The organism is Janthinobacterium sp. SUN176 (assembly GCF_030587335.1).
GTDB classification, from domain to species: domain Bacteria; phylum Pseudomonadota; class Gammaproteobacteria; order Burkholderiales; family Burkholderiaceae_D; genus Janthinobacterium; species Janthinobacterium kumbetense.
The window spans coordinates 3,211,893-3,236,673 of the sequence record NZ_JAPWIA010000001.1 but is presented as its reverse complement, the minus strand read 5'-3'; the positions used below and the strand labels follow the sequence as shown (position 1 = coordinate 3,236,673).

Annotated in this window: 21 protein-coding genes; 16 read left to right on the top strand and 5 right to left on the bottom strand. The window is 64.0% G+C overall.

Translation table 11 applies throughout. From position 1 onward, the window contains the following. Positions 1 to 186: 186 nt before the first annotated feature. The 4 genes from glp to O3299_RS14595 form a co-directional block, all read right to left on the bottom strand. The gene (gene glp, locus O3299_RS14610; protein WP_305062567.1) at positions 187 to 2,046 is read right to left on the bottom strand and encodes a gephyrin-like molybdotransferase Glp; all 1,860 of its coding nucleotides are present in this window, start codon (positions 2,044 to 2,046) and stop codon (positions 187 to 189) included. Between the two features lie 62 nt (positions 2,047 to 2,108). Beyond that, a complete protein-coding gene (moaA, locus tag O3299_RS14605; RefSeq protein WP_305062566.1) occupies positions 2,109 to 3,230 on the bottom strand; it encodes a GTP 3',8-cyclase MoaA in 1,122 nt (373 codons plus the stop codon). Positions 3,231 to 3,259: 29 nt separating this feature from the next. After that, positions 3,260 to 4,597, bottom strand: a complete 1,338-nt coding sequence (gene chrA / locus O3299_RS14600) for a chromate efflux transporter (protein ID WP_305062565.1) — start codon at positions 4,595 to 4,597, stop codon at positions 3,260 to 3,262. A gap of 88 nt (positions 4,598 to 4,685) precedes the next feature. Further along, entirely contained in the window at positions 4,686 to 7,796 is a 3,111-nt protein-coding gene (locus O3299_RS14595; protein WP_305062564.1) for an Rne/Rng family ribonuclease, read from the bottom strand. 686 nt (positions 7,797 to 8,482) lie between these two features. On the opposite strand from O3299_RS14595, the gene O3299_RS14590 reads away from it, so the two are divergent. The 4 genes from O3299_RS14590 (at position 8,483) to O3299_RS14575 (ending at position 11,641) form a co-directional block, all read left to right on the top strand. Next, positions 8,483 to 9,478: an RluA family pseudouridine synthase gene (locus tag O3299_RS14590; RefSeq protein ID WP_077407877.1), complete on the top strand. Its 996-nt coding sequence runs from the start codon at positions 8,483 to 8,485 to the stop codon at positions 9,476 to 9,478. 88 nt (positions 9,479 to 9,566) lie between these two features. Further along, positions 9,567 to 10,226 (top strand): HAD-IIIA family hydrolase, encoded by a 660-nt coding sequence (locus tag O3299_RS14585; RefSeq protein ID WP_035821424.1) that lies wholly within the window; start codon positions 9,567 to 9,569, stop codon positions 10,224 to 10,226. Next, the gene (locus O3299_RS14580; protein WP_115057572.1) at positions 10,223 to 10,600 is read left to right on the top strand and encodes a Rieske 2Fe-2S domain-containing protein; all 378 of its coding nucleotides are present in this window, start codon (positions 10,223 to 10,225) and stop codon (positions 10,598 to 10,600) included. The genes O3299_RS14585 and O3299_RS14580 overlap by 4 nt, the downstream gene beginning before the upstream one ends. A 39-nt stretch (positions 10,601 to 10,639) precedes the next feature. Beyond that, complete coding sequence (locus O3299_RS14575) at positions 10,640 to 11,641, top strand: S49 family peptidase (protein ID WP_099666845.1); 1,002 nt, start codon at positions 10,640 to 10,642, stop codon at positions 11,639 to 11,641. Positions 11,642 to 12,015: 374 nt separating this feature from the next. On the opposite strand, the gene O3299_RS14570 is transcribed toward O3299_RS14575, so the two are convergent. Next, positions 12,016 to 12,393, bottom strand: a complete 378-nt coding sequence (locus tag O3299_RS14570; protein ID WP_305052934.1) for a hypothetical protein — start codon at positions 12,391 to 12,393, stop codon at positions 12,016 to 12,018. Between the two features lie 256 nt (positions 12,394 to 12,649). Here O3299_RS14570 and O3299_RS14565 point away from each other — a divergent pair, with 256 nt between their 5' ends. From O3299_RS14565 to O3299_RS14510, 12 genes are all read left to right on the top strand, one after another. Beyond that, positions 12,650 to 13,360, top strand: coding sequence for a pseudouridine synthase (locus O3299_RS14565; protein ID WP_034754110.1), 711 nt, complete (start codon positions 12,650 to 12,652; stop codon positions 13,358 to 13,360). Positions 13,361 to 13,447: 87 nt separating this feature from the next. Next, positions 13,448 to 14,446 carry a fumarylacetoacetate hydrolase family protein gene (locus O3299_RS14560; protein WP_305062563.1) on the top strand — a complete coding sequence of 333 codons (999 nt, stop codon included), beginning with the start codon at positions 13,448 to 13,450 and terminating at the stop codon, positions 14,444 to 14,446. A 263-nt stretch (positions 14,447 to 14,709) separates the two neighbouring features. After that, entirely contained in the window at positions 14,710 to 15,903 is a 1,194-nt protein-coding gene (gene flhB / locus O3299_RS14555) for a flagellar biosynthesis protein FlhB (protein WP_092608479.1), read from the top strand. After that, positions 15,900 to 17,996 carry a flagellar biosynthesis protein FlhA gene (flhA, locus tag O3299_RS14550; protein ID WP_077407865.1) on the top strand — a complete coding sequence of 699 codons (2,097 nt, stop codon included), beginning with the start codon at positions 15,900 to 15,902 and terminating at the stop codon, positions 17,994 to 17,996. The genes flhB and flhA overlap by 4 nt, the downstream gene beginning before the upstream one ends. A gap of 268 nt (positions 17,997 to 18,264) precedes the next feature. Further along, positions 18,265 to 19,593 (top strand): flagellar biosynthesis protein FlhF, encoded by a 1,329-nt coding sequence (flhF, locus tag O3299_RS14545; protein ID WP_305062562.1) that lies wholly within the window; start codon positions 18,265 to 18,267, stop codon positions 19,591 to 19,593. Beyond that, positions 19,586 to 20,449, top strand: coding sequence for an antiactivator of flagellar biosynthesis FleN protein (locus O3299_RS14540; RefSeq protein ID WP_099666848.1), 864 nt, complete (start codon positions 19,586 to 19,588; stop codon positions 20,447 to 20,449). Before flhF ends, O3299_RS14540 begins: the two co-directional genes overlap by 8 nt. Positions 20,450 to 20,494: 45 nt before the next feature. Further along, a complete protein-coding gene (locus O3299_RS14535) occupies positions 20,495 to 21,226 on the top strand; it encodes an RNA polymerase sigma factor FliA (protein ID WP_077407859.1) in 732 nt (243 codons plus the stop codon). Then, positions 21,208 to 21,954: a flagellar motor protein gene (locus O3299_RS14530; protein ID WP_099666849.1), complete on the top strand. Its 747-nt coding sequence runs from the start codon at positions 21,208 to 21,210 to the stop codon at positions 21,952 to 21,954. The genes O3299_RS14535 and O3299_RS14530 overlap by 19 nt, the downstream gene beginning before the upstream one ends. A 5-nt stretch (positions 21,955 to 21,959) precedes the next feature. Then, positions 21,960 to 22,742, top strand: a complete 783-nt coding sequence (gene motD / locus O3299_RS14525; protein WP_305053148.1) for a flagellar motor protein MotD — start codon at positions 21,960 to 21,962, stop codon at positions 22,740 to 22,742. A 64-nt stretch (positions 22,743 to 22,806) separates the two neighbouring features. Next, positions 22,807 to 23,169, top strand: a complete 363-nt coding sequence (locus O3299_RS14520; protein WP_305062561.1) for a translation initiation factor Sui1 — start codon at positions 22,807 to 22,809, stop codon at positions 23,167 to 23,169. A gap of 43 nt (positions 23,170 to 23,212) precedes the next feature. Beyond that, a complete protein-coding gene (locus O3299_RS14515; RefSeq protein ID WP_305062560.1) occupies positions 23,213 to 24,100 on the top strand; it encodes a hypothetical protein in 888 nt (295 codons plus the stop codon). A gap of 186 nt (positions 24,101 to 24,286) precedes the next feature. After that, on the top strand, positions 24,287 to 24,781 hold the full coding sequence (locus O3299_RS14510) for a type II CAAX prenyl endopeptidase Rce1 family protein (RefSeq protein ID WP_305062559.1): 495 nt from the start codon (positions 24,287 to 24,289) through the stop codon (positions 24,779 to 24,781).

Here is a 24,781-nt window from a genome sequence, read left to right as displayed (position 1 = left end):
TATGTTATTTGAAGAAATAATTAACATTTTTATCTCAATAGCCGAGCAGTTTCCGGGAAGAAAATTGATTGCGAAGGAGCAATGCAAACGGCCCGCGCAGGGCGGGCCGTTGTGGCGAGGGGGGGATAGGTGGCGCAGCGTTGACTGCGGTCCGGCCAGCGCGTCAGCTTGGCCGGTGGTGGCGCGTCAGGTCAATCCCTGGAACAGCACGATAGCGACCAGGTCGCCTGCGGCCACGTGGCCTTGCGCTTCGTGCAGCACGATCATGCAATTGGCTTGCGTCATCGAGCGCAGGATGCCCGAGCCTTGCGCGCCCGTCACGCGCACGTGCTGGCGCCCGTCCGCACCGCGCTCGACGATGCCGCGCTGGTATTCCGTGCGGCCCCGTTTCTTGCGGATCGGCGCTTGCGCCGCCACTTGCAGCAGCGGCAGGGCGGAGGTGTCCGCGTCGGCGCCCATCAGGCGCAGCAGGGTGGGGCGGGCGAGGAAATAAAACGCCGCCATCACGGCCACCGGGTTGCCGGGCAGGCCCAGCAGCAAGGCCGATTCGCCTTCGCTGGCAATCCGCCCGAAGGCCATGGGGCGGCCAGGGCGCATGTTGATTTGCCAGAAGGCCACGTCACCGAGGCGCGCGAGGATGTCGCGCGTAAAATCGGCCGCGCCGCTGGACACGCCGCCCGAGGTGATGATGACGTCGGCCATGGCGCAGGCGCCGCGCAGGGCCGTTTCCAGCGCTTGCGGATTGTCCTTGACGATGCCCATGTCGAGCACTTCGCAGCCGAGGCGCGTCAGCATGCCCAGCAGGGTGTAGCGGTTGCTGTCGTAGATGCAGCCTGCGTCGAGCGGCTCGCCGATCGAGCGCAATTCGTCGCCGGTGGAAAAGAAGGCCACGCGCAGGCGGCGGCGCACGGGCACTGTGGCGATGCCCAGCGAGGCCAGCAAACCCAGCTCGGCCGGTCCGAGTATCTTGCCTTGCAGCAGGGCCGGCTGGTCCTGCATCAAGTCTTCGCCCTTGAAGCGGCGGTTGTCGCCGGCGCGGATGCAGTCCGGCGCCACGGTAATGCTGGCGTCGCCCGCTTGCAGCACCAGTTCCTGCGGCACCACGCTGTCGCAACCGTCGGGCATGACGGCGCCCGTCATGATGCGCGCGCATTGGCCGCGTCCGATTTTGACGGTGCCGGGACGCCCGGCCAGGATGGTGTCGACCACGGCCAGGGTCACGGGGGTGTCTCCGCCGAGGTCGGCGCCAAGGTCAGCTCCGTAAAGCGCATAGCCATCCATGGCGGAATTGTCGTGCGCGGGCACGCTGATGGGCGAGATGATGTCGGCCGCCAGGATGCGTTCGAACGCTTGCGGCAGCGGCAGTTCCTCGATCTCGGCCACGGGCGCGACGGTGTCGGCCAGGATGGCTTGCGCCATCGGCACGGACAGGCCCTGCGCCTGCAGGGCGGCCAGCTCGTCCGGCGTATTGATGTTGCCGAATGCACTATTGTTTTCGAAGAGTACTTCGGCCAGTTTCAAGGGGCCATGCCAGGTGCGCATGCGGCGTTCGCCGCCGCGCAGATAGGCGTCCAGTTGGGGCAGGGCGGATGTTTTTACCAGGCAAAAGACGGGGTGCGGGCGGCGCACGGCCGCTCCCGTCGCCGCATCGATTTCCTCGGTGACGGCGATGGCCAGGTCGGCATTGTCTTGCGTCAAACCGGCGGCCAGGCGCGCCGCCAGGTCGGGCGGCAGCAGGGGCGAGTCGCACGGCACGGTGAGCAGATAGGGCGTGCCGGCGTGCTGCATGCCGCTGTGTAAGCCGGCCAGCGGCCCCAGCTGGCCTGGCAGCACGTCGGGCCACACGGGCAGGCCGAAGTGCGCGTAGTCGCCCGCATCCGCGTGGACGCTGAGGGCCAGCTGGCCCACTTGCGGCGCCAGGCGCTGGGCCACGTGGCGCGCCAGGGGCTGGCCATGCAGGGGCAGCATGCCCTTGTCGCGCTGGCCCATGCGCGTGCCGAGGCCGCCGGCCAGGATCAGGCCGGTAATGTCGTGTTTGTTGATCATGTCAGGTAGGAAAATTGGTGCATGCGCCATGGTAGCAGCGGCGGGCGCGTGCTGCGCCCGATTCAGCCGCCGATGTACGACATTTCCACTTTCTTTTTACCGTGCTCAAGCGCACCGCCCGTCAAATCCGTCTGGCTGGTGCGCAATTGCGAATAGCGGTCGCCGCGGCCGCGCCACAGCTGCGCCACGGCAGAGGAAATTTCCGCGTCGCTGCGGCCGCCGCGCAGCAGGCTGCGCAAGTCGTGGCCGCTGCTGGCGAACAGGCAGGTGTACAGCTTGCCCTCGGTCGAGAGGCGGGCGCGGCTGCACTCGCCGCAGAACGCTTGCGTGACGCTGGAAATGAGGCCGATCTCGCCGCTGCCATCGGCATAGCGCCAGCGCGCCGCCGTCTCGCCCGCGTAGTTCGGATCGATGGGCAGCAAGGGCATGTGCGCGGCGATGCGCCGCACGACGTCGGCGGACGGGATGACTTCCTGCAAGTTCCAGCCGTTCGAGGCGCCCACGTCCATGTATTCGATGAAGCGCAGGATGTAGGGCGTGCCCTTGAAGTGGCGCGCCATGGGCACGATTTCCTGCTCGTTCATGCCGGCCTTGACGACCATGTTGATCTTGATGGGCCCCAGGCCCGCCGCGTGCGCCGCATCGATGCCGTGCAGCACGTCGGCCACGGCGAAATCGACGTCGTTCATGCGCTTGAAGGTGGCGTCGTCGAGCGAGTCGAGCGACACGGTGACCCGGTTCAGGCCCGCATCCTTGAGTGCCTGCGCTTTTCTTGCCAGCAAGGAACCATTGGTCGTCAGGGTCAGATCCAGCGGCTGGCCCGACGGCGTGCGCAGGTCGGCCAGCATGGCGATGAGCTTTTCGATATTCTTGCGCAGCAGCGGTTCGCCGCCCGTCAGGCGGATCTTTTCCACCCCGTGCGCGACGAACAGGCGCGCGACGCGCGTGATTTCCTCGAACGACAGCAAATCCGTGTGCGGCAGGTAGACGTGGTTCTTGTCGAATACGTCCTTGGGCATGCAATACACGCAACGGAAATTGCAGCGGTCGGTAATCGAGATGCGCAGGTCGTGCAGGGGCCGGCCCAGGCTGTCGGCCACGTTGCCGCTGGGGCTATCCAGCTGCGCGGGAATCGCCAAAGCCCCATTGCGGGCTTCGGCGAGGTAGATAATCTTGTCAGCCATGAAAGGTGATACCACTTACGTTGAGTCGTTCAAGGCAGATACGATAGCACGAGGCCGAAGATGGCACAGGCGAGCAGCAATTTGATGGTGCCCACTTGAAACTTGATCAGCGCCACGCCGGCCGCCAGCGCAATGGCGATCGCCAGCCAGTCCCAGTGCGGCAGCGGGTTTTCTTGCCAGAAGACATGGCGGCCAAAGAACAGGGCCAGGCTGGCGATGACGCCCACCACGGCCGCCGAGATGGCCGTCAGGGGCGCGCTCAGGCGCAGGTTGCCGCGCGACGCTTCCACCAGCGGCGCGCCGGCCAGGATGAAGATGAACGAGGGCAGGAAGGTGAACCAGCTGGCGACGAGCGCGCCGCACACGCCCGCCAGCCACAGGTGGTCGCCCGTCACGGCATGGCTCCAGCCGCCGACAAAGCCGATGAAGGCGACGATCATGATCAGGGGGCCGGGCGTCGTTTCGCCCAGCGCCAGGCCATCCATCATTTGCGCGCTCGTGATCCAGTGGTAGTGCTCGGCGGCGCCTTGCACCAGGTAGGGCAGCACGGCATACGCGCCGCCGAACGTCAGCAGGGCCGCCTTGCTGAAAAACACGCCCATCTGCGCCAGCGGCTGGTCGGCGCCGCCCGCCAGCGCCAGGCCCAGCCAGGCGAGGAAGGCCAGGGCCAGGCCCACGGCGGCCGTGCCAAGCAGGCGCGGCCAGCTGAAGCGCGCGTGTTCCGGCGTGGGCGTGTCGTCATCGATCAGGGCGGCGCCGTAGCGGGCCGCGCCGTCATGCGAGGCGGCGCCGACATGGAAGTGGGCCGGCAGCCAGCGGCCGCCCGCCATGCCGAGCAGGGCTGCGGCGAGCACGATCAGTGGAAATGGCAGCTGTAGCGCGGCGATGGCGACAAATGCGCCCGCCGCGATGGCGATCAGGCCGGGACTGCGCAAGGTGCGCCGGCCCAGGCGCCAGGCGGCCGCCAGCACGATGGCGACGACGGCCGGCTTGACGCCGTACAGGATGCCGGCGATGGCGGCCACGTGGCCATACGCCATGTACAGCCAGGACAGGACGATCAGCAGCAGCAGCGAAGGCAGCAAGAACAGCAGGCCCGCCACCAGGGCGCCGCGCGTGCGGTGCATCAGCCAGCCGATGTAGATGGCCAGCTGGGTCGCTTCCGGCCCCGGCAGCAGCATGCAGTAATTCAGGGCGTGCAGGAAGCGCTGCTCGGAAATCCAGCGCCGCTTTTCCACCAGTTCCGCATGCATCATGGCGATTTGCCCGGCCGGACCGCCAAAGCTGACGCAGCCGAGCTTGAGCCAGTACCAGAAGGCGCTGCGCAGGCTGACGGGGGAGGGAAGTTGGTTGGCGTTCTCGTGCATGGCGGCTGGCTGGCAAAGGTGGGGACGTAAAAAAGGGGAAGCCTGAGCTTCCCCTTTCATCATCGGCGGCTGGGCGAACCCGGCACGCTTATGGACGTTGCGTGTTGACCTGGATCAACGGCTCATCCGATTGCGGCGGCAATGGCTTGCGTTCGCGCGGCTTGCGTACCGGAGCGACTGCCTTGGCGGCCGCTTCCTGCGCCAGGCGCAGTTTTTCCGGATCGGTGGCAGCCAGGGTCAGACCGGCCGAACCGAGCACTGCGCTCAAGTCCAGCGGCGCGGCCACTGGCGCGGCAGGCGCCGGGGCAGGCGCGGCGACAGGAGCCGGCGCTGGTGCAGGAGCAGGAGCAACTTCGGTAACCACCGGCGCGGCTTCCGCCACGACAGGCGCCGCTTCGGCTACCGGCGCTTCTTCCACCACGACGACCGTTTCCACGACAGCAACTGCTTCCACGACTGGCGCCGCTTCGACGATGACTTCCGCTGGAGCAGGGGCAGGCGCTGGTGCGGCTTGCGCTTTCTCGGCAAAGCTGTACTCGGCAACCGGTGCCGGTTCAGCAGCGGCTGGTTCAGCTTGCGCTGCAGCCGCTTCGACAGGGGCTGCCGGCACGATCACTTCAGCAGCTGGGGCAACTTCCACGGCAGGAGCGGCTTCTTCGACCTTGGCGATGTCCACGACCTTGGCCACTTCCGCCACTTCCACCACTTCCACCACGACGGCTGGCGCGGCTTCGGCGGCAGCTTCCACTGGCGCGGCAGCGACAGCAGCTTCCGGCGCCGGAGCAACCGTAAAGCTGATCACTGGCGCATCCTGGCCTTCGTTCTCGCCATTTGCCGATTCGATCAGCTCGCCCGTTTCGCGGTCGCGGCGGTTGCGGTTGCGGCCGCCACGACGACGACGGCGGCGCGGTTCTTCGCCTTCCACGTCGTTTTCCGTCTCTTCGCCTTCAGGACCGGCATTCGCCGGTGCTTTCAGCAGGTTGGCCGGTGCGGCGTCGGATTCAGGGCCGCTGGACGGCACGACGACGTTCACTGCGCTGGCGCTGGCGCCAACCAGTGCCAGCTCTTCAGCTTTCACTTCAGCAACAACAGCCTTGTCGGCGCGCGGTTCGCGGCCTTCGCGTGGCTGGCGTGGCGGACGCTCTGCGCGTTCAGGACGCTCGGCGCGCTCCGGACGTTCCGCGCGTTCAGGACGTTCGCCCCGTTCGCGTGGCGCTGCCGTTGCATCGCCGCCTTCGCGTGCTTCACGCGGTTCGCGTGGCGGACGCGGCGGGCGTGGCGGACGGGCCGCTTTTTCCAGTGCTTCCGCTTCTTTCGCGGCATCGTCCTGGGCTGGACGGCCCTGGCCAGGTTCGCGCTCTTCGCGGCCAGGCTTGCCGTTGCGGCCACGGCCACGCGGGCCACGGCTGTTGCGGTCGCCGCGGTCGGCGCCGGCCGGCTTGGCTGGTGCGACTGGGGCGGGTGCCGGTGCCACCGGTGCCGGGGCGCCGGTGAAGAAGCTGATGATCTTGGCGATCAGGCCTTGCGGCGCGGCAGGCGCGGCCACTGGGGCCGGTTTCGCTTCGACGGGCTTGCGCTCGACCAGCGGTGCCGGCTGGTCAGGGGTGATCGTCTTGACGACGGCTTCCTGGCGCGGCTTGGCTTCTTCCTTCTGGCGCTTGCTGTAAGCCATGTCGGTTTCAGCGCTTTCAGCCAGGTTGTAGCTGGCCTGGCTGTCTTCCAGACGCGGATCGTCGTGCTTGATGCGTTCCAGCTTGTAGTGCGGCGTTTCCAGATGCTTGTTCGGGATCAGGATCACGGCGATGCGGTGGCGGTTTTCGATCTTCAGCACTTCGCCGCGCTTTTCGTTCAGCAGGAAGGCGCCCACGTCCACGGGCACTTGCACGTGGATGGTGGCCGAGTTTTCCTTCATCGCTTCTTCCTGGATGATGCGCAGCACTTGCAGGGCGGACGATTCCGTATCGCGGATGTGGCCGGTGCCGGAGCAGCGCGGGCACGTCACGTGCGAGCCTTCGGACAGCGAAGGACGCAGGCGCTGGCGCGACAGTTCCATCAGGCCGAAGCGGGAAATCTTGCCCATTTGTACACGGGCACGGTCATGGTGCAGCGCATCTTTCAGGCGCTGTTCCACTTCGCGCTGATTCTTTGCCACTTCCATGTCGATGAAGTCGATGACGATCAGGCCGCCCAAGTCGCGCAAGCGCAGCTGGCGGGCCACTTCTTCGGCCGCTTCGCAGTTGGTGTTGAAGGCGGTCGTCTCGATGTCCGAGCCGCGCGTGGCGCGGGCCGAGTTGACGTCGACGGAGACCAGCGCTTCCGTATGGTCGATCACGATGGCGCCGCCCGATGGCAGCGGCACGGTGCGGCTGTACGCCGTTTCGATCTGGTGTTCGATCTGGAAGCGCGAGAACAGCGGCACGTCGTCGCTGTAGCGTTTCACGCGGTGCACCATGTCGGGCATCACGTGGCTCATGAACTGGTGCGCCTGGTCGTAGATCTCGTCGGTGTCGATCAGGATCTCGCCGATGTCGGGCTGGAAGTAGTCGCGGATGGCGCGGATGACGAGCGACGATTCCTGGTAGATCAGGAAAGCGCCGTTGGCCGACTTGCCGGCGCCTTCGATGGCGCGCCACAGTTGCATCAGGTAATTCAAGTCCCACTGCAGTTCATCGACGTTGCGGCCGATGCCGGCGGTGCGGGCAATGACGGACATGCCAGCTGGCAAGTCCAGTTTATCCATGGTTTCGCGCAATTCCTGGCGCTCTTCACCTTCCACGCGGCGCGATACGCCACCGCCACGCGGGTTGTTCGGCATCAATACCAGGTAACGGCCGGCCAGCGAGACGAACGAGGTCAGGGCGGCGCCCTTGTTGCCGCGCTCTTCCTTTTCCACCTGGACCATGATTTCCTGGCCTTCGCGCAGCGCTTCCTTGACGGAAGCGTTACGCACGTCCACGCCTTCGCGGAAGTACGTGCGGGCAACTTCCTTGAAAGGCAGGAAGCCGTGGCGGTCTTCGCCATAGCTGACGAAGCACGCTTCGAGCGATGGCTCGATGCGCGTGATCACGCCCTTGTAGATGTTGGATTTGCGCTGTTCGCGCCCGGCTGTCTCGATATCGATGTCGATCAGTTTTTGTCCGTCGACAATCGCTACGCGCAGTTCTTCTTGCTGCGTGGCATTAAACAACATGCGTTTCATTTTTATAACTCCGCGACCCGTAGGCCATCTCAAAGCCGCTTCCGGGGAAGCGGCGAAGTACAGGGATATATGCGAGAACGGGAGTGCTGGCGGGGGAAATGCCTAGGCGTGCGGAGCAACAACGCGTACGAGGTATACGTTACGGCCGCAACAGGCGCGGTGAGGTCGATCGTCATGCCGAGTGCACAGGACACCTGCAACTCATCTGAAGCAGCCCGGATGTCGGGGGCAGAGAATGCAAGTGGTCAGCAAATTCAGAGCCAAATCGTAAGCCGGCTCATTACAGGGATCGCGATGGCGAGGCTTGGCCTCAGCCTATTCATCGACAACCCTCAGTATTGTGGCCGCATACGGGGTTTGGCGAAAACGGCAAGCGTTATCAACTTCATCAACCCGCGAGCCCGACTCGATAAGTCGCGCTAACGGGTACTTATCCTTATAATCCAATACACTCACTTCAGCATCTCCACGCGTTATCCGATTACAACTACGGTGCAACCTTGATTCGCGCGGGGATGGTGCATATACATTTTTTTCCACCGAATTTGCAATTTGGCGAGGCCGGTGGAGACGCCCCTGTGTAAAATGTGCTTTTATTCTTACACTCGCAGCAGCCAGGGCCGCAGCAAAAACAATTATATATTCAAAATGAAGGACTTAGAGAGATTTCTGGGAAGACATAGTAAATGAAGAGTCAAAATGATGTTGTTCCCCCTTCAACACCCCCGGTTCAGCCGCAAGCCCAATTCGTAACGATCGCCGAGGAAGAAGCAGGCCAGCGCATCGACAACTACTTATTAAGAGTGTGCAAGGGAGTGCCTAAAAGCCACATCTACCGGATCTTGCGATCGGGAGAAGTGCGGGTTAATAAAGGCCGTATCGATCAGCTGTACCGTCTCGCCGCCGGCGACGTGGTGCGCATTCCACCCGTGCGCGTGGCCGAAAAGGCCGCCACGGGCGCGCCGGCCGCCGAATTCAAGATCATCTTCGAAGATGCGCAGCTGCTCGTCATCGACAAGCCGGCCGGCGTGGCCGTGCATGGCGGCTCGGGCGTCTCGTTTGGCGTGATCGAGCAATTGCGCGCTTCGCGCCCCGACGCCAAGTTTTTGGAACTGGTGCACCGCCTGGACCGCGACACGTCCGGCTTGTTGTTGCTGGCAAAGAAACGTTCCGCGTTGACGAATCTGCATGAACAGATGCGCGACGGCGTCACGGACAAGCGCTACCTGGTGCTGGTGGCGGGCGACTGGAAGAATGCGCGCCAGCATATCAAGTTGCCGTTGCATAAATATACGACGGCCGAAGGCGAGCGCCGGGTGGCCGTGCAGGCCGATGGCCTGGCGTCGCACACGGTGTTTTCACTGTTGCATAAATATCACAACTTCGCCTTGCTGGAAGCGGAATTGAAGACGGGACGCACGCACCAGATCCGCGTGCACCTGTCTTCGTCCGGTTTCCCCATCGCCGGCGACGATAAATATGGCGACTTTGCCCTCAACCGTGCCCTGTTGAAAGCCGACAGCACGCGCGGCGCCCTGAAACGCATGTTCCTGCACGCGCACCAGATCACGTTCACGCATCCGGAAACGGGCAAGACGATGACCCTGAACGCGCCGCTGGCTGCCGAATGCGAGCGTTTCTTGGTAAGCTTGGGCAAACCATTGGCCGTTGCCGCACGCTAAATATCCACCGTGCGCGCGACACTACTCACAAGGTAGTCAGTCGCCAGCATTCATTCTCAAGGAGCCGGCGGCTATGCCGTCGGGAAACATGGCAAGAAAGCAATTTGATCTGATCGTCTTCGATTGGGACGGTACCCTGATAGACAGTACCTCGACCATCGTCAAGTGCATCCAGGCGTCGGCCAAAGACCTGGGCTTGCCAATTCCCACCGAGTTGCTCGCTTCGCATGTGATCGGCCTGGGCTTGCAGGAAGCCATGCAGCTGGTGATGCCCGACGTGGAGCCGAAATACCATGCGCGCATGGCGGAACGCTACCGTTATCACTATCTGTCGCGCGACCATGAGCTGGCTTTGTTTCCTGGCGTCTACGAGATGCTGCAGGAACTGTCGCAGCAAGCGTATTTCCTCGCCGTCGCCACGGGCAAGAGCCGCGTCGGCCTGAACCGCTCCTTGAATGCCGTCAAGCTGCTGTCCCTGTTCGATGCGACGCGTTGCGCCGATGAAACCTTTTCCAAGCCCCATCCAGCCATGCTGCAGGAACTGACGCGCGAACTGGGGCAGGATATGCGCCGCACCGTGATGATCGGCGACACCAGTCATGATTTGTTGATGGCAAGCAATGCGGGTGCGGCCGGTATTGCCGTAGAGTATGGAGCGCATCCGGTGGCGCAGTTGCAAGCTTGCAATCCCCTGTATTCGGCCGCCACGGTGGCCGAGCTGCATCAATGGCTGAGCGAGCACGCATGATGAACGATGTTGTCGACGTTTTCATCTGTGCCGCCGACGCCGTGGCCGATGGCGGCAAGGGCGTGCGCTTTCCCGTCTCGGCCGGTGGCGAAGCGACCACGGGCTTTGTCGTGCGCCATGGCGGCAAGGCGTATGGCTACCTGAACCGCTGCGCCCACGTGCCGATCGAACTGGACTGGGCGGAAGGCGAGTTTTTCGAGTCCAGCGGCTTGTACCTGATGTGTTCGACGCATGGCGCCATCTATGTGCCGGAAAGCGGCTACTGTGCGGGCGGCCCCTGCAAGGGCGGGCGCTTGCGCCCGATCGCCGTGGCCGAACGCGATGGCCAGCTGTACTGGCAACCCGACGAGTATGTCCAGCCGCTGCCGGCCTGAGGCCGGGGCAGGCCTTCTGTAATTTACGCAAAGTGAACCATGAGCGATAACACGAATGACAAGCTGGACAGTAGCGCGCCAGCCGCCGGCCACGGCGCCCCTGCGGGACACTGGGAGCGCGAAGTGCTGGAAAAGCTGGTATTTGCCACTTTGCAAGAGCAACGCGCGCACCGCCGCTGGAGCATCTTTTTCAAGGTCTTCGGCTTGCTGATCGTGCTGTTCGCCCTGTGGGTGTTTTATGACTACAACACGGCCGACGACAGCGAAACCCTGGGCCGCCACACGGCCCTGATCGACATCAGCGGCGCCATCGAGTCCGAAGGCAGCGGCTCGGCCGCCGTCGTCATCCCCGCGCTGGACAAGGCGTTTTCCGATGCCGGTTCCGTGGCCGTGGTGCTGCATATTAATAGTCCGGGCGGCAGTCCCGTGCAGGCAGGCATGATCGTCGACGAGATGCAGCGCCTGCGCAAGGGCTATCCGGACAAGCCTTTATATGTGGTGGTCGATGAAATGTGCGCCTCGGGCGGCTATTACATCGCCGCCGCCGCCGACCGCATCTACGTCAACAAGGCCAGCGTGGTCGGTTCCATCGGCGTGCTGATGGATGGCTTCGGCTTCACGGGCGTGATGGAAAAGGTGGGCGTCGAGCGCCGCCTGCTGACGGCGGGCGAGAACAAGGGCTTCATGGACCCGTTCAGCCCCCTGACGGAAAAACACAAGGCGTATGCGCAAGGCATGCTCAATGAAATCCACCAGCAATTCATCGACGTGGTGCGCGCGGGACGGGGCAAGCGCCTGAAGGAAACGGCCGATACCTTCTCCGGCCTGTACTGGACGGGCGCGAAAGCCGTGGAAATGGGCCTGGCCGACGATTTCGGCACGGTCGACAGCGTGGCGCGCGACGTCGTCAAGGCGGAAGACATCGTCGACTACACGCAGCATGAAGGCTTGCCGGAACGGGTGCTGAAGAAGTTTGGCGCCGCCATGGGTGCGGGCGCCATGAAGGCGGCCGTGCAGCAGTCGCAACCGGCGTTGCGCTGAGGACATCACTCTTGGCAGGCAGGCAAGCCAGTCGAGAATGATTTTCAATAAGGTGGTAAATTGGCTTGAAAATAGGGCTGCTTGGGCTATAGTGAAAGCGTAGTTCTTTTCAAGGAGGGGCGATATATCAACTATGTTGTCAGTACTAACTTGATTGGCAGGTCTTGGAACTACTCGCCGCATCGCAGATGTGGTTTTGAGTGAATTTACATTCCTCACTAAAGTCCCGATGGGGCTTGGGAACGGCGGCGCAATGCCGCCGTTTCCTTTTGTGCGTCGTTCATGTTCGATGGTCCGGTATCGCTGGATGGGGTTGGGCGTGCTGGCAAGGCAGGCATGCGAGGGCGTGGCATGGCTGGTCGGATGGGCCGCGCTCAGACGGCGCAGCCGTTGCAGTGCACGGGCAGGGGAGCGGCGCTGGTTTCCCTGGCTGCTGTTGCACCGGCGTCAACGTTTATGCTGGTATCGGACGGCATGTCCGCCATGGCGGGCGCGGTCGCGTTGTCGGCCTGCGCATCCGCGTGCGCAAAACCGCCCAGTTCCAGCCAGCACATGAAATGACATTGCGCCTCGGCATGCCAGCGCGTCTGGCTTGCCGGCGATGGCGGCGCGTCCGCATCCTGCGGCGCAGGGGCGGTGCTCCAGCGCGCCACGCCGAGTCTGACCTTGTGCATGGCCGCCTGTTCTGCGGCGATGCGCAGGCGCATGTCGGCGATGTTGCCTTGTAAGGCGATGGTATCGGTATGTTCCATACGATGTCCTTGTCAGTCGTTGCCTAGTTATTATTCCTAAACCTCGTTAGGCGGATTCCTAACGAAGTTTCAGTCTATCAACGCGATATTCCGAGCGCTTGATATTTCTCAAAGGAATCAACCATTTCTCGCCAAATCTCACCTTGTTCTTTTTGGTATTTCTGCGTGCACCATGGTTTCGTGCCGCCTGGACCGCCGCGCGGACGCCAGGCGCCGCCGCTTCACGCTGCCAGCCGCTTCTGGTAAAGTCACGCCCATGAGTAAATTATCCCTAGACCGCATCCTGCAATCGCAGGGTTTTGGCACCCGTAAATATTGTCGTTCCCTCATCGAGGATGGTGATGTCGTCATCGATGGCGTCACCCAGACCAATTACCGCACCACCGTCGAGACTGAAGGCCTGGTGCTGCACGTGTTCGAAGAAGAGTGGGTGTACCGCGCGCACCTGTACCTGGCGTTGAACAAGCCCGCCAACTTCGAATGCTCGCGCAAGCCCAGCCATCATCCTGGCGTGCTGACCCTGCTGCCGGAACAATTCACCTGGCGCGAAGTCCAGCCCGTCGGCCGGCTCGACCACGATACGACCGGCATGCTGCTGATGTCCGACGATGGCCCGTTTATCCATGCACAATCGTCGCCGAAGCGCCACGTTCCGAAGATTTACCAAGCCACCACGCAAGAGCCCGTGACGGATGAGCTGGTGGCCCTGCTGCTGGCCGGCGTGCAATTGCACGACGAGCCGGCCCCGCTGGCGGCCCTCGTCTGCGTCAAGCGCGGCGAGCACCAGCTGGAAATCGTGCTCGAGCAAGGCAAGTACCACCAGGTCAAGCGCATGCTGGCCGCCGCCGGCAACCATTGCAGCGCGCTGCACCGTTCCGCCATCGGCAGCCTGACCCTGGAATCGCTGGGCATCGCCGAAGGTGAGTGGTGCTACCTCACGCCCGAGCAGATCGCGCTCCTGGCCTAGCCCCTTCCTGACCGCCAAAGCCGGGGATATCCCGGCTTTTTGGCGTCGTTAGTCTCCATTGCCTGCATTTGACGAAGTTTCCCGCACATGAAATTAGCTACCCTGAAGGATGGCACGCGCGACGGCCAGCTGGCTGTCGTCTCGCGCGACCTGAAAACGGCCCATCTGGCCGATGGCATCGCCTCGACCCTGCAAAAGGCGCTCGACGACTGGAGTTTCATCGCGCCCCAGCTCGATTTGCTGTACCAGACCATCAATAGCGGCCGCGGCCATCGCGCCTTCGAATTCGATCCCGCCAACTGCATGGCGCCCTTGCCGCGCAGCAGCTTGCGCGTGGCTGGCGCAGCCTACCTGCAGCAGATCGAGCGGGCCTGCAAGGCGGCGGGCAGCGAGGCGCCCGCCAATCTGCGCGATGCGCCGCGCCTGTACCAGGGCGCCAGCGACGATTTCCTGGGTGCCCAGGACGAGATCGTGCTGGCGCACGAGCAGTGGGGCATCGACTACGAAGCGGGCATCGCCGCCATCACGGACGACGTGGCCATGGGGGCGACACCGGACCAGGCGCACCTGAACATCAAGCTGTTGATGCTGGTCAACGACATCACCCTGCGCAACCTGGCGCCGGACGAGCAGGCGAGTGGTTATGGTTTCCTGCAGGCGAAACCGGCCATGGCGTGCTCTCCAGTCGCCATCACGCCCGACGAGCTGGGAGACGCCTGGCGCGGCGGCAAGGTGCATTACGCGCTGCGTTGCAGCCTGAACGGCAAGTTGACGGGCCAGCCCCATGCGGGCGCCGACATGGCGTTCAATTATCCGCAATTGCTCGCCCACCTGTGCCAGACGCGCAACGCGCGCGCCGGCAGCGTGGTGAGCGCGGGCGGGGTCGCCAACAAGGAAGTCAAGAAAGGATTTTCCAGTATTTTTGAGCGACGTAACCAGGAGATGATCGCCGATGGCGTCGCCAGCACGCCATTCCTGTTGTTTGGCGACGTGGTCCGGCTGGAAATGCTGGGCGATGACGGTAAATCCCTGTTTGGCGCCATCGAGCAGACCGTGAAACAGGCCGAGGCGAGGAAAAACCGTTAGGAGCCCCGAGAAAATGGCCATGACTGCGTTGCAACCCCTCGCCGTACTATTCGTACTGTCTTCGGGGCTGCGCCTTGTCCTGACCATTTTTCGGTCTCCTTTGAAGTGGGCGCCTGCGGCGCCTTGTTTCATTTAGGCAAAGGAAAAGCAGGGGATTCGCCCTCCTTTTCCCTTGATGGCGTTGCGGTAATTGAACCGATAATGCCACATGCCCAGTCCGTATTGCGCCTAGCCAGGCTGCAGGACTTCACCGGAGTTGATTGATGTCGGAAGACAGCGACGCAGAAAAGACCGAAGCCGCGTCACCGAAGCGCCTCGAGCAGGCGCGTGAGGAAGGCGACGTTCCGCGATCGCGTGAAGTGGCAACGTTCACTGTGTTGATGGCGTCCGGCTGCTGCCTGTGGTTTGCTGGCGACGCCATCGTGCGGCGGTTGACGGCCGTCATGGTGTCCGGGCTGACCCTGGACCGGGAGCAGATACTCAATCCCGACGCGATGATGTTGCGCATCGGCTACGACGTGGGCTCGGTCTTGCTGACGTGCCTGCCGTACGCGCTGGCCATCATGCTCGTCGCCCTGGCTTCGCCCGTGCTGGTGGGCGGCTGGCTGTTCAGTTCCAAGGCGTTTACACCCAATTTTGGCAAGCTCAACCCGATTCGCGGCCTGGGCAACATGTTTTCGAAGAATGCGCTGGTGGAATTGCTCAAGGCCATCGCCAAGACCCTCGTCGTGGGCGTCGTCGCCTGGATGGTGATGCAGCATCAAAAGGACGCCGTGCTGGGCTTGTCGGTGGAATCCCTGCGCGCCGGTTCGGCCCATCTGATCAGCCTCTTGATCACGGCTTTCCTGCTGATCGTCGGCGCGCTGGGCCTGATCGCCGCCATCGACGGGCCGTACCAGATGTGGCATTACGCCAACAAGATGAAAATGTCCTTGCAGGAAGTCAAGCAAGAGTCGAAGGAATCGGACGGCAATCCGCAGATCAAGGCGAAGATCCGCCAGATGCAGCATGAAATGTCGCGCCGCCGCATGATGGCCGACGTGCCGACGGCCGACGTGGTGGTGACCAACCCTACCCACTACGCGGTGGCCTTGAAGTATGGCGAGAATTCGCGCGGCGCGCCGCAGGTGGTGGCCAAGGGCGTCGACGAGGTGGCGGCGAAGATCCGCGAACTGGCCGGCGAACACAAGGTCGCCATCCTGGAAGCGCCGGCCCTGGCGCGCGCGCTGTACAAGCATACGGACATCGGCGACGAGATTCCCGAGGCGCTGTACGGCGCCGTGGCCGAAGTGCTGGCCTACGTGTTCCAGCTGCGCAGCTATGGCAAGGGTCAGGGCGAGCGTCCCGACAAGCCGAAGAAACTCGACGTGCCGCCCGAGCTCGACCCGCAGAATCCCGCCTCACAGACACCGCCCGCAGCCGGCGCAGAAGACAAGAATAAAGGAAGTACACCATGAACGGCCTGAGAATGCCAGCCTGGCTCAGCGGAATGGGTGGCAACGCCAGCAAGGGCATCGCCGCGCCTGTCATCATCATCATGCTGCTGGCGATGATGGTGCTGCCGTTGCCTGCCTTCATCCTCGACATCTTCTTCAGTTTTAATATCGCGCTGTCCATCATCGTGCTGCTGACGGCGCTGTACACGGTCAAGCCACTCGACTTCATGGCGTTCCCGACCATCCTGCTCGTGTCGACCATGCTGCGCCTGTCGCTGAACGTGGCATCCACGCGCGTGGTGTTGACGGAAGGCCATACGGGAGCCGACGCGGCCGGTAAAGTGATTGAAGCATTCGGTCACTTCTTGATCGGCGGCAACTACACGGTCGGTATCGTCGTGTTTATCATTTTGACGATCATCAACTTTACGGTCGTGACCAAGGGTGCGGGCCGTATCGCCGAGGTGGGCGCCCGTTTCGCGCTGGACGCCATGCCTGGTAAACAGATGGCCATCGATGCCGACCTGAACGCGGGCCTGATCGGCGAAGACGAAGCGCGCCGCCGCCGCACGGAAGTGGCGCAGGAAGCGGAATTCTATGGCGCCATGGACGGCGCCAGCAAATACGTGCGCGGCGACGCCATCGCCGGCATCATGGTCACCGTCATCAATATCGTCGGCGGCCTGCTGGTGGGCTTGCTGCAGCACGACATGGGTTTTGCCGACGCGCTCAAGAACTACACCTTGCTGGCCATCGGTGACGGCCTAGTGGCGCAGATTCCTTCGCTGATCATTTCCACGGCGGCCGGTATCGTCGTCTCGCGCGTGGCCAGCGAACAGGACATCGGCACCCAGTTGGTGGGGCAATTGTTTGCGAAACCGCAAGTGCTCTATATTACCGCCGGCATCATCGGCGGCATGGGCTTGATTCCCGGCATGCCGAACATGGTCTTCATCCTGCTGGCCTCGCTGCTGGCCGGCTCCGCCTATCTGATCAGCAAGAAGCGCACGCAGGAAAAGGCGGCGGCCGAAAAGCCGGCCGAAGTGCCGCAAGCGACCGTGGCGCCCGAGCAGGAAGAAGCCAGCTGGCAAGACATCATGCCCGTCGATACCCTGGGTCTGGAAGTGGGCTACCGTTTGATCCCCCTGGTCGACAAGACGCAGGGCGGCGAATTGCTCAAGCGCATCAAGGGCATCCGCAAGAAATTTGCCCAGGAAGTGGGTTTCCTGGCGCCGCCCGTGCATATCCGCGACAACCTGGAATTGAAACCGTCCGCCTACCGCATCACCCTGAAGGGCGTGGAAGTGGGCGTGGGCGAAGCGTTCAACGGCCAGTTCCTGGCGATTAATCCCGGCATGGCCAGCGGCACCTTGCCCGGCCTGGCCACGAACGACCCCGCCTTCGGCCTGCCCGCCACCTGGATCGACGCCAGCCTGCGCGACCAGGCCCAATCGATGGGCTACACGGTGGTCGACGCGGGGACGGTGGTGGCCACGCACCTGAATCACCTGATCACCTCGCACGCTTCCGAGCTGCTGGGCCGCGCGGAAGTGCAATCGCTGCTCGACCACCTGGGCAAGGAGTCGCCGCGCCTGGTGGAAGACCTGGTGCCGAAGATGCTGTCCCTGTCGACCTTGCAAAAGGTGCTGCAGAACCTGCTGGCCGAGGGCGTGCACATCCGCGACATGCGCACCATCATCGAAACCCTGGCCGAGCATACGGTCAGCACGCAAGACCCGAACGACCTGACGGCGCTGGTGCGCGTGGCCCTGGGCCGTGCCATCGTGCAGCAACTGTTCCCCGGCTCGGCCGAACTGTCCGTGATGACCCTGGACAGCCGCCTGGAGCGGCTGCTGATGCAGGCGATGGGCAATGGCGGCGACGGCGCCGGCATCGAGCCGGGCCTGGCCGACACCATCGCGCACCAGGCGGGCCTGGCTGCCCAGCAACAGGAAGCGCTGGGCCTGACGCCCGTGCTGCTGGTGCCGGCGCCGCTGCGCGCCTTGCTGTCGCGTTTCCTGCGCCGCGCCTTGCCGCAGCTCAAAGTGCTGTCGCATGCGGAAGTGCCGGAAACCAAGACCATCCGCGTCACGGCGCTGGTGGGCGCGCAGTAGTTGTGATGAGCGGCATCGGGGTCGGTTCCTGCGGGACGGACTCCCGGTGCTTGCTTTTGGTCAAATAAACATCAATTTCCTCTCGGCAAACTGAATAACGGGTACTTTCCCGTCCTGTTCCTTCGATCATTTCCTGCAAGCATCGCTAATAATGGAAACTGTCCGGGTGATCTGTGTCCATGTGGAAGACAGCACTCAAGCAACAGGAGTCGACGATGGTCACACAGTTCAGCCAATATTGCGCCACCCCCGCCCTGGGAGGCCGGTCATGAATGTGAAGAAATTTACGGGCGCCTCGTCGCGCGATGCGCTGCGCAAGGTGCGCATCGCGCTGGGCCCCGACGCCGTGATCCTGTCGAACCGCCAGGCCGATGGCGTGGTGGAAATCCTCGCGCTGGCCAATGACGACGCTGCTTCGCTGGCCTCGCCGCCGGCCGCCTCCGAAATGGCCCAGCCCCGTCCCCAGTTGCAGACCCAGTTCGCCACGCCGCAGCGTCCGGCCGCCCCGGCCCAGCGCCCGGCTGCGCCACGTCCTGCCGCGCCGCGCCAGGCTGCCTCCGAGCCAGTGGACATGGCCCGCATGCAGCAGATGATGGCCAGCGCGCTGGCGCACGTCAAGGAAAACGCCGCCGCCGAGATGAGCGGCATGATGAATGAAATCCGCGCCATGCGCGGCATGATGGAAACCCAGCTGGCGGAAATCTCGTGGGGTTCGACGCAGCAGCGCGAGCCGCAAAAAGCCGTCGTGCTGCGCGAAATGCTGGCGGCCGGCTTCTCGGCCAGCCTGGCGCGCTACCTGATCGACAAGCTGCCGGCCGGCCTCGATGGCGCGCAAAGCATGCGCTGGATCAAGACGGTCCTCAGCCGTAACCTGAATACTGTGGCCAATGAAGATGCCATGCTGGAGCAGGGCGGCGTGTTTGCCCTGGTGGGCCCGACGGGCGTCGGCAAGACCACCAGCACGGCCAAGCTGGCGGCCCGCTGCGTGATGCGCCACGGCCCGGAAAAGCTGGCCCTGATCACCACGGATGCCTACCGTATCGGCGCGCATGAACAGCTGCGCATCTACGGCAAGATCCTCGGCGTGATGGTGCATTCGGTGAAGGACGAGGCGGACTTGCGCATCGCCCTGAAAGAATTGAAGAACAAGCATACGGTACTGATCGATACGGTGGGCGTGAGCCAGCGCGACCAGATGGTGACGGAACAGGTGGCCATGCTGTCGGGCGCCGGCGCCGACGTGAAACGCCTGCTGTGCCTGAACTCCACGGCCACGCAGGAAACGTTGAACGAAGTGGTGCGCGCGTATCAGGGCAGCGGCCTGGCCGGCTGCATCATGACCAAGCTCGATGAAGCGGCCTCGATCGGCAATGTGCTCGACGTGGTGATCCGCCAGAAGCTGAACCTGTTTTATGTGTCGAATGGCCAGCGCGTGCCGGAAGACCTGTACCTGGCCGACCGCGGCTACCTGATCGACCGTGCCTTCAAGCTCAAGCGCGATGCGGCGGCGACGCAGTTTTCCGACGCCGAACTGCCGCTGCTGATGGCGCAGGCGGCCGCCCGCAACAATGAAGCGCGCGGGGTGCACCTTGGCTAATTTCGATTTCGACCAGGCCGAAGGCTTGCGTCGCATGCTGGCCGGCCCGCAGCCGCGCGTCATGACGTTCCTCTCGGCCACGCCGCAGGACGACAAGGGCGCCATGCTGGTCAACCTGGGCGCGTCGCTCGTCTACGGCGGCAATGACGTGCTGCTGCTCGACGCCAGCGGCGGCAGCGATGGCGTGGCATCGCGCCTGGGACTGGCGCACGGCGCCAGCCTGCGCGACGTGGCGCGCCAGCAGTGCGGCTTGAACCAGGTCATCCACCAGGTGCCGCAAGGCTTCGGCGTGGCCAGCCTGGGCGCGCGCAACCATTTGATGGACAGCATGGATTATGCGGGCGAGGATGAACTGCGCCGCCTGGGCAAGACGTTCGAGGTGCTGGCGCGCCAGAGCGGCATCGTGCTGGTCGACGGCGTCGTGGCGGACGAGGGGGCCTGCTTCCCCGTGCCGCTGATGGCATCGTCGGATATCGTCGTGCAAGTCTCGACCAGCGCCACCTCGATCAAGGCGGCGTACTGCCTGATCAAGCGCCTGAGCCAGGAACTGGGACGCCGTCCGTTCGGCATTCTCGTCACCGGCGCTTCCGAATCCGAAGCAAAAGTGGTATACGATAATATGGCGCAGGCGGCGAGCCGCTACCTGGCCGTGAAGCTGACTTCGATGGGGTCCGTGCCTGCCGACGAGTATCTGCACCGCGCGGCGCGGCTGGGCCGCAGCGTGGTCGACGCGTTTCCGCTGGCGGGAGCGTCGGTGGCGTTTCGCGGACTGGCCGAGCGGCTGGCCCGTTCGGCGGCGCCGGTGCTTGGCGGCACCTTGTACCAGACGGGGAGCCCGCACCAGTTCAGCGCCTGAATCGAACCGCAGCACCAGATAAGATGAGAAAACAATAAGCAGCCTATGTACACGGTCAAAGGGAAATCGAACAAGGACTATTTGCTGACGGAGCATATTCCGCTGGTGAAGCGTCTGGCGCACCATATGAAGGCGAAATTGCCGCCTTCGGTCGAGGTCGATGACCTGATCCAGGCCGGCATGATCGGCCTGCTCGATGCCATTACGCGCTATGAAGAGACGCATGGCGCGCAGTTCGAGACGTATGCCGTGCTGCGCATCCGCGGCGCCATGCTCGACGAATTGCGCACCAGCGACTGGCTGCCGCGCAGCATGCGCCAGAACATGCGCAAGATCGAAGAGGCGATGAGCACCCTGCAGCAGCGCCTCGGCCATCCGCCGACCGAGTCGGAAGTGGCGAAGCTGCTGAAAATGTCGCTGGCCGACTACCAGGAAATGCTGGGCGACGGCGGCGGCCACCAGCTCGTGTACTACGAAGACTTTCATGACCCGGACGGCAATGACAGCTTCCTCGACCGCCACTGCGTGGACGAGGACAGCGATCCCTTGCGTTCCCTGCTCGATACCGATTTCCGGCAATCCGTGATCGATGCCATCGACGCGCTGCCGCCACGCGAGAAAATACTCATGGGCCTGTATTACGAAGAAGAGCTGAACCTGAAGGAGATCGGCGCGGTGATGGGCGTATCCGAATCGCGCGTCTCGCAGCTGCATACCCAGGCCGTCGCGCGCCTGCGCGCAACCTTGAGGGAGCTGGCGTGGACTGGTCCAGCGTAATCGGGCTGGCGCTGGCGCTGGCGGGCCTGCTGGTCGGCCAGGCACTGGAAGGCGGCAAGATGGCCTCCCTGCTGCAGCCGGCCGCCTTTGCCATCGTCATCGTCGGCACCTTCGGCGCCGTGCTGCTGCAGACGCGGCTGCGCACCTTCGTGCGCGGCCTGGAAATGCTGCGCTGGGTCTTCCTGCCGCCGTCGGACACGCGCGCCGCGCTGGCGCGCGACATCGGGCAATGGAGCCTGACGGCGCGCCGCGACGGCCCGCTGGCGCTCGAACGCCTGATGGAAAACACGGCCGACCGCTTCAACGCCAAGGGTTTGCGCATGATCGTCGACGGCATCGCGCCCGACAAGCTGCGCCAGCTGCTCGACGTGGAAATCTCCGCCTACGAAATGGCCGAGCGCCAGGCCGTCAAGGTATGGGAATCGGCGGCCGGCTATTCGCCTACCATCGGCATCCTGGGCGCCGTGCTGGGCCTGATCCACGTGATGGAAAACCTCACCGACCCCAGCAAGCTGGGCGGCGGCATCGCCGTGGCGTTCGTCTCGACCATCTATGGTGTGGGCCTGGCCAATCTGCTGTTCCTGCCGGTGGCCAATAAACTCAAGGCCATCGTTTCGCGCCGCGTGGTGCAATATGAAATCACGGCCGCCGTGCTGTACGACATCGCCACGGGCGACCACACGCGCATCATCGAAGAGCGCGTGTCCAGCCTCTTGCACGAGCATTGACCATGATGCGGCGCGCGCGCAGGAAGTATGACGAGGAACCGGACAACCAGGACCGCTGGCTGATCTCGTACGCCGACTTCATCACCCTGCTGTTCGCCTTCTTCGTCGTCATGTATGCGATTTCGCAAGTCAACGAAGGCAAGTACCGCGTCTTCCAGAGCGCCATCGGCCAGGCCTTCAGCCTGGAAAAGGGCGCGCCGCCCATCATCATGGAAGCGCCGCAGGCCATCCCGCTGCCGAACCCCGCCCTGAAACGCCGCACGGAAGCCATCCGCCGCGAACGCGAACACATGACGCGCCTGGCGCAGGACTTGACGTCGACCCTGGCGCCCCTGGTCAAGGAAGGCAAGGTGCGGGTCACGCAGACGAGCCGCGGCGTGAGCGTGGAAATCAATGCCAGCGTGCTGTTCGACCCGGGCGCGGCGGGCTTGACGGCGGAGTCGGACCAGGCCTTGCGCGCCGTGGCCGTGCTGCTCAAGGACGACACGCACGACGTGCAGGTGGAAGGACATACGGATGTGCAGCCGATCAGCAATTCGACCTTTGCCTCGAACTGGGAATTGTCGGCCGCGCGCGCCAGCGCCGTGGTGCGCCTGTTCATCGCCAGCGGCGTCAAGGCGTCGCGCCTGACGGCCGTCGGCCACGCGGACAATATCCCCGTGGCGCCGAACGCCACGCCGGAAGGGCGCGCGCGCAACCGCCGGGTCGCCGTGACGATTTTGTCGGGCATCCCCGAAACGGTGACGGAAGTGCCGACGGCGCCCGTGGCGCCTGCGCCGGCCAACTGACACTCGTCAACTGCGGGCTGCCGCTTGGTACAATCGCGCTTTCTTCCTCTTTTATCGTTCCCTCATGAAAAGCAGCTCCCTGGGCGGTCTCGTCTATTCCACTGAAACGGGCCGCATGTGTCCCGCCTGCCGCCAGCCGCTGGCGCAGTGCGCGTGCAAGGCGCAAGCGAAGGCGGCGCCCGCGGGCGATGGCGTGGTGCGCGTCTCGCGCCAGACCAAGGGCCGCGGCGGCAAGAGCGTCACCGTGGTCAAGGGCTTGCCGCTGGACGCCATCGCGCTGGCCCTGCTGGGCAAGCAGTTGCGCACGCAGTGCGGCTCGGGCGGCACCGTCAAGGATGGCGTGATCGAAGTGCAGGGCGACCATGTGGACGCCATCCTGGTCGCGCTGGCCAAGCTGGGCCACCAGCCGAAAAAGGCCGGCGGCTGAGCGTGCGGAGGCGTGCGGCCCGCCGCCGCGCGCCTGTGGTAACGTGCGTTTCCCATCCACGCGCTTCCTCACCATGAACGTCAAATTCACCGGCCTGGCCATCGCCGCCGCCATCGCGGCAGTGCTGGCGCTCGCGTACTGGCCCGCACCCGAGAGCGGCGCGCCGGACGCTGCCGCCGCCTCCGCCGCTGGCGCGCCAGCGGGACGCAGCCTGGAATCGTATCTGAATATCGATGCCAGCCCGGTCGCCGATGCCGCGCCGATGCCCGTCACCCTGGCGCAGCAGCTCGCGCGCCTGACGGCCAGCGGCAAGCCGGAAGACGCGTATGCGGCCTACAATCTGCTCGACGACTGCATTTCATTTGAGAAAGAAAGGCGCTTGCCGGGGCTGGAATTCGAGCTGGGGCGCGAGATGACGGCGCAGGAAAAAGCCGCCCAGCAGCAGCTGTGCGCGGGCCTGACGCAGCGCCAGCGCGAGGAGCGCCTCGGCTACCTGGCGACTGCCGCCAGGGCGGGCGTGCCCGGCGCGGCGACTATCTTCCTGTCGGAAGGGCCGTTCGGCGACCGCAGCGCGCTGCGCAACCGTCCCGACGATCCGCTGGTGCAGGCGTGGAAGCGGCAAGCGATCGCCCAGCTGACGGCGCAGGCGGACGAGGCGGAGCTGACCAGCGTGTCGACTCTGATGATGGCGTATCTGCGCGATGGCGAGGTGGTGCAGAAAGATGCGCCGCAAGCGTATGGCTACCTGCTGGCGCTGCGCCAGGTCTACGACGACATCCTCGCGCCCGGCGTCACCAATCCCTACCAGGACGAATACTGGCACTGGCTGCAGGCGGAACTGACGCCGGAGCAGCAGGCGGCCGCCAGCGCCAGGGCGCAAGCCATCGTGGCGAAATACCGCCAGCATGCGGGGCGTCCCGCGCACGGCTGACATACGCTGAGCTGTATGCTTTTTTGCAACAATTGATGTGGTTTCGCATGGCTGTGCCGGGCTATGATGGTCGTATATGTGCCCATGTGGGCAGGGTACGCCATGAGGAGTAATACACGGATGTTGAAAGCGACGAACTTGCCGATGCCACGACTGGCTGTCAACTTGGCTGCGCTGCGGGCGAGCATGGCAAAGCGCCCCATGCGGGGCGCCATGCGCCTGGGCTTGTGCGCGGGCGCCGTCAATTCTTTCATTGCCATGCTGTTGCTGTTGGCAGCCCTGGCCTTGTTCTCGCCACAGCAGCTGGGCGGCTCCGCTTCATCATCGCTGGAAGGCGCCGGTACGGTCCGGATATTCTGGACAGTCGTCGTCTGGGCGCCATTGTTCGAGACGCTCATCGGGCAGTGGCTGCCGCTTGAAGTGTTGCGCCGCTACAAGGTGCGTGCCGGCTATAGCCTGTTGGCCAGCGCGATACTGTTTTCCCTCTTGCATGTCATGGGCGGCTCCGGCATTTTGCATGCCAGCATGACTTTGATTGCCGGAGGTATCTTCGCGGCCAGCTACTTGGCGGCGCGCAGCTTGGGCCTGGCGCCCGCCTATGTGGCGGCGGCCACGGCGCATGCGTGCAGCAATGGATTAATACTGTGCGGGTCGTTCGTGTTTCCCGATTTGTTGGGATGA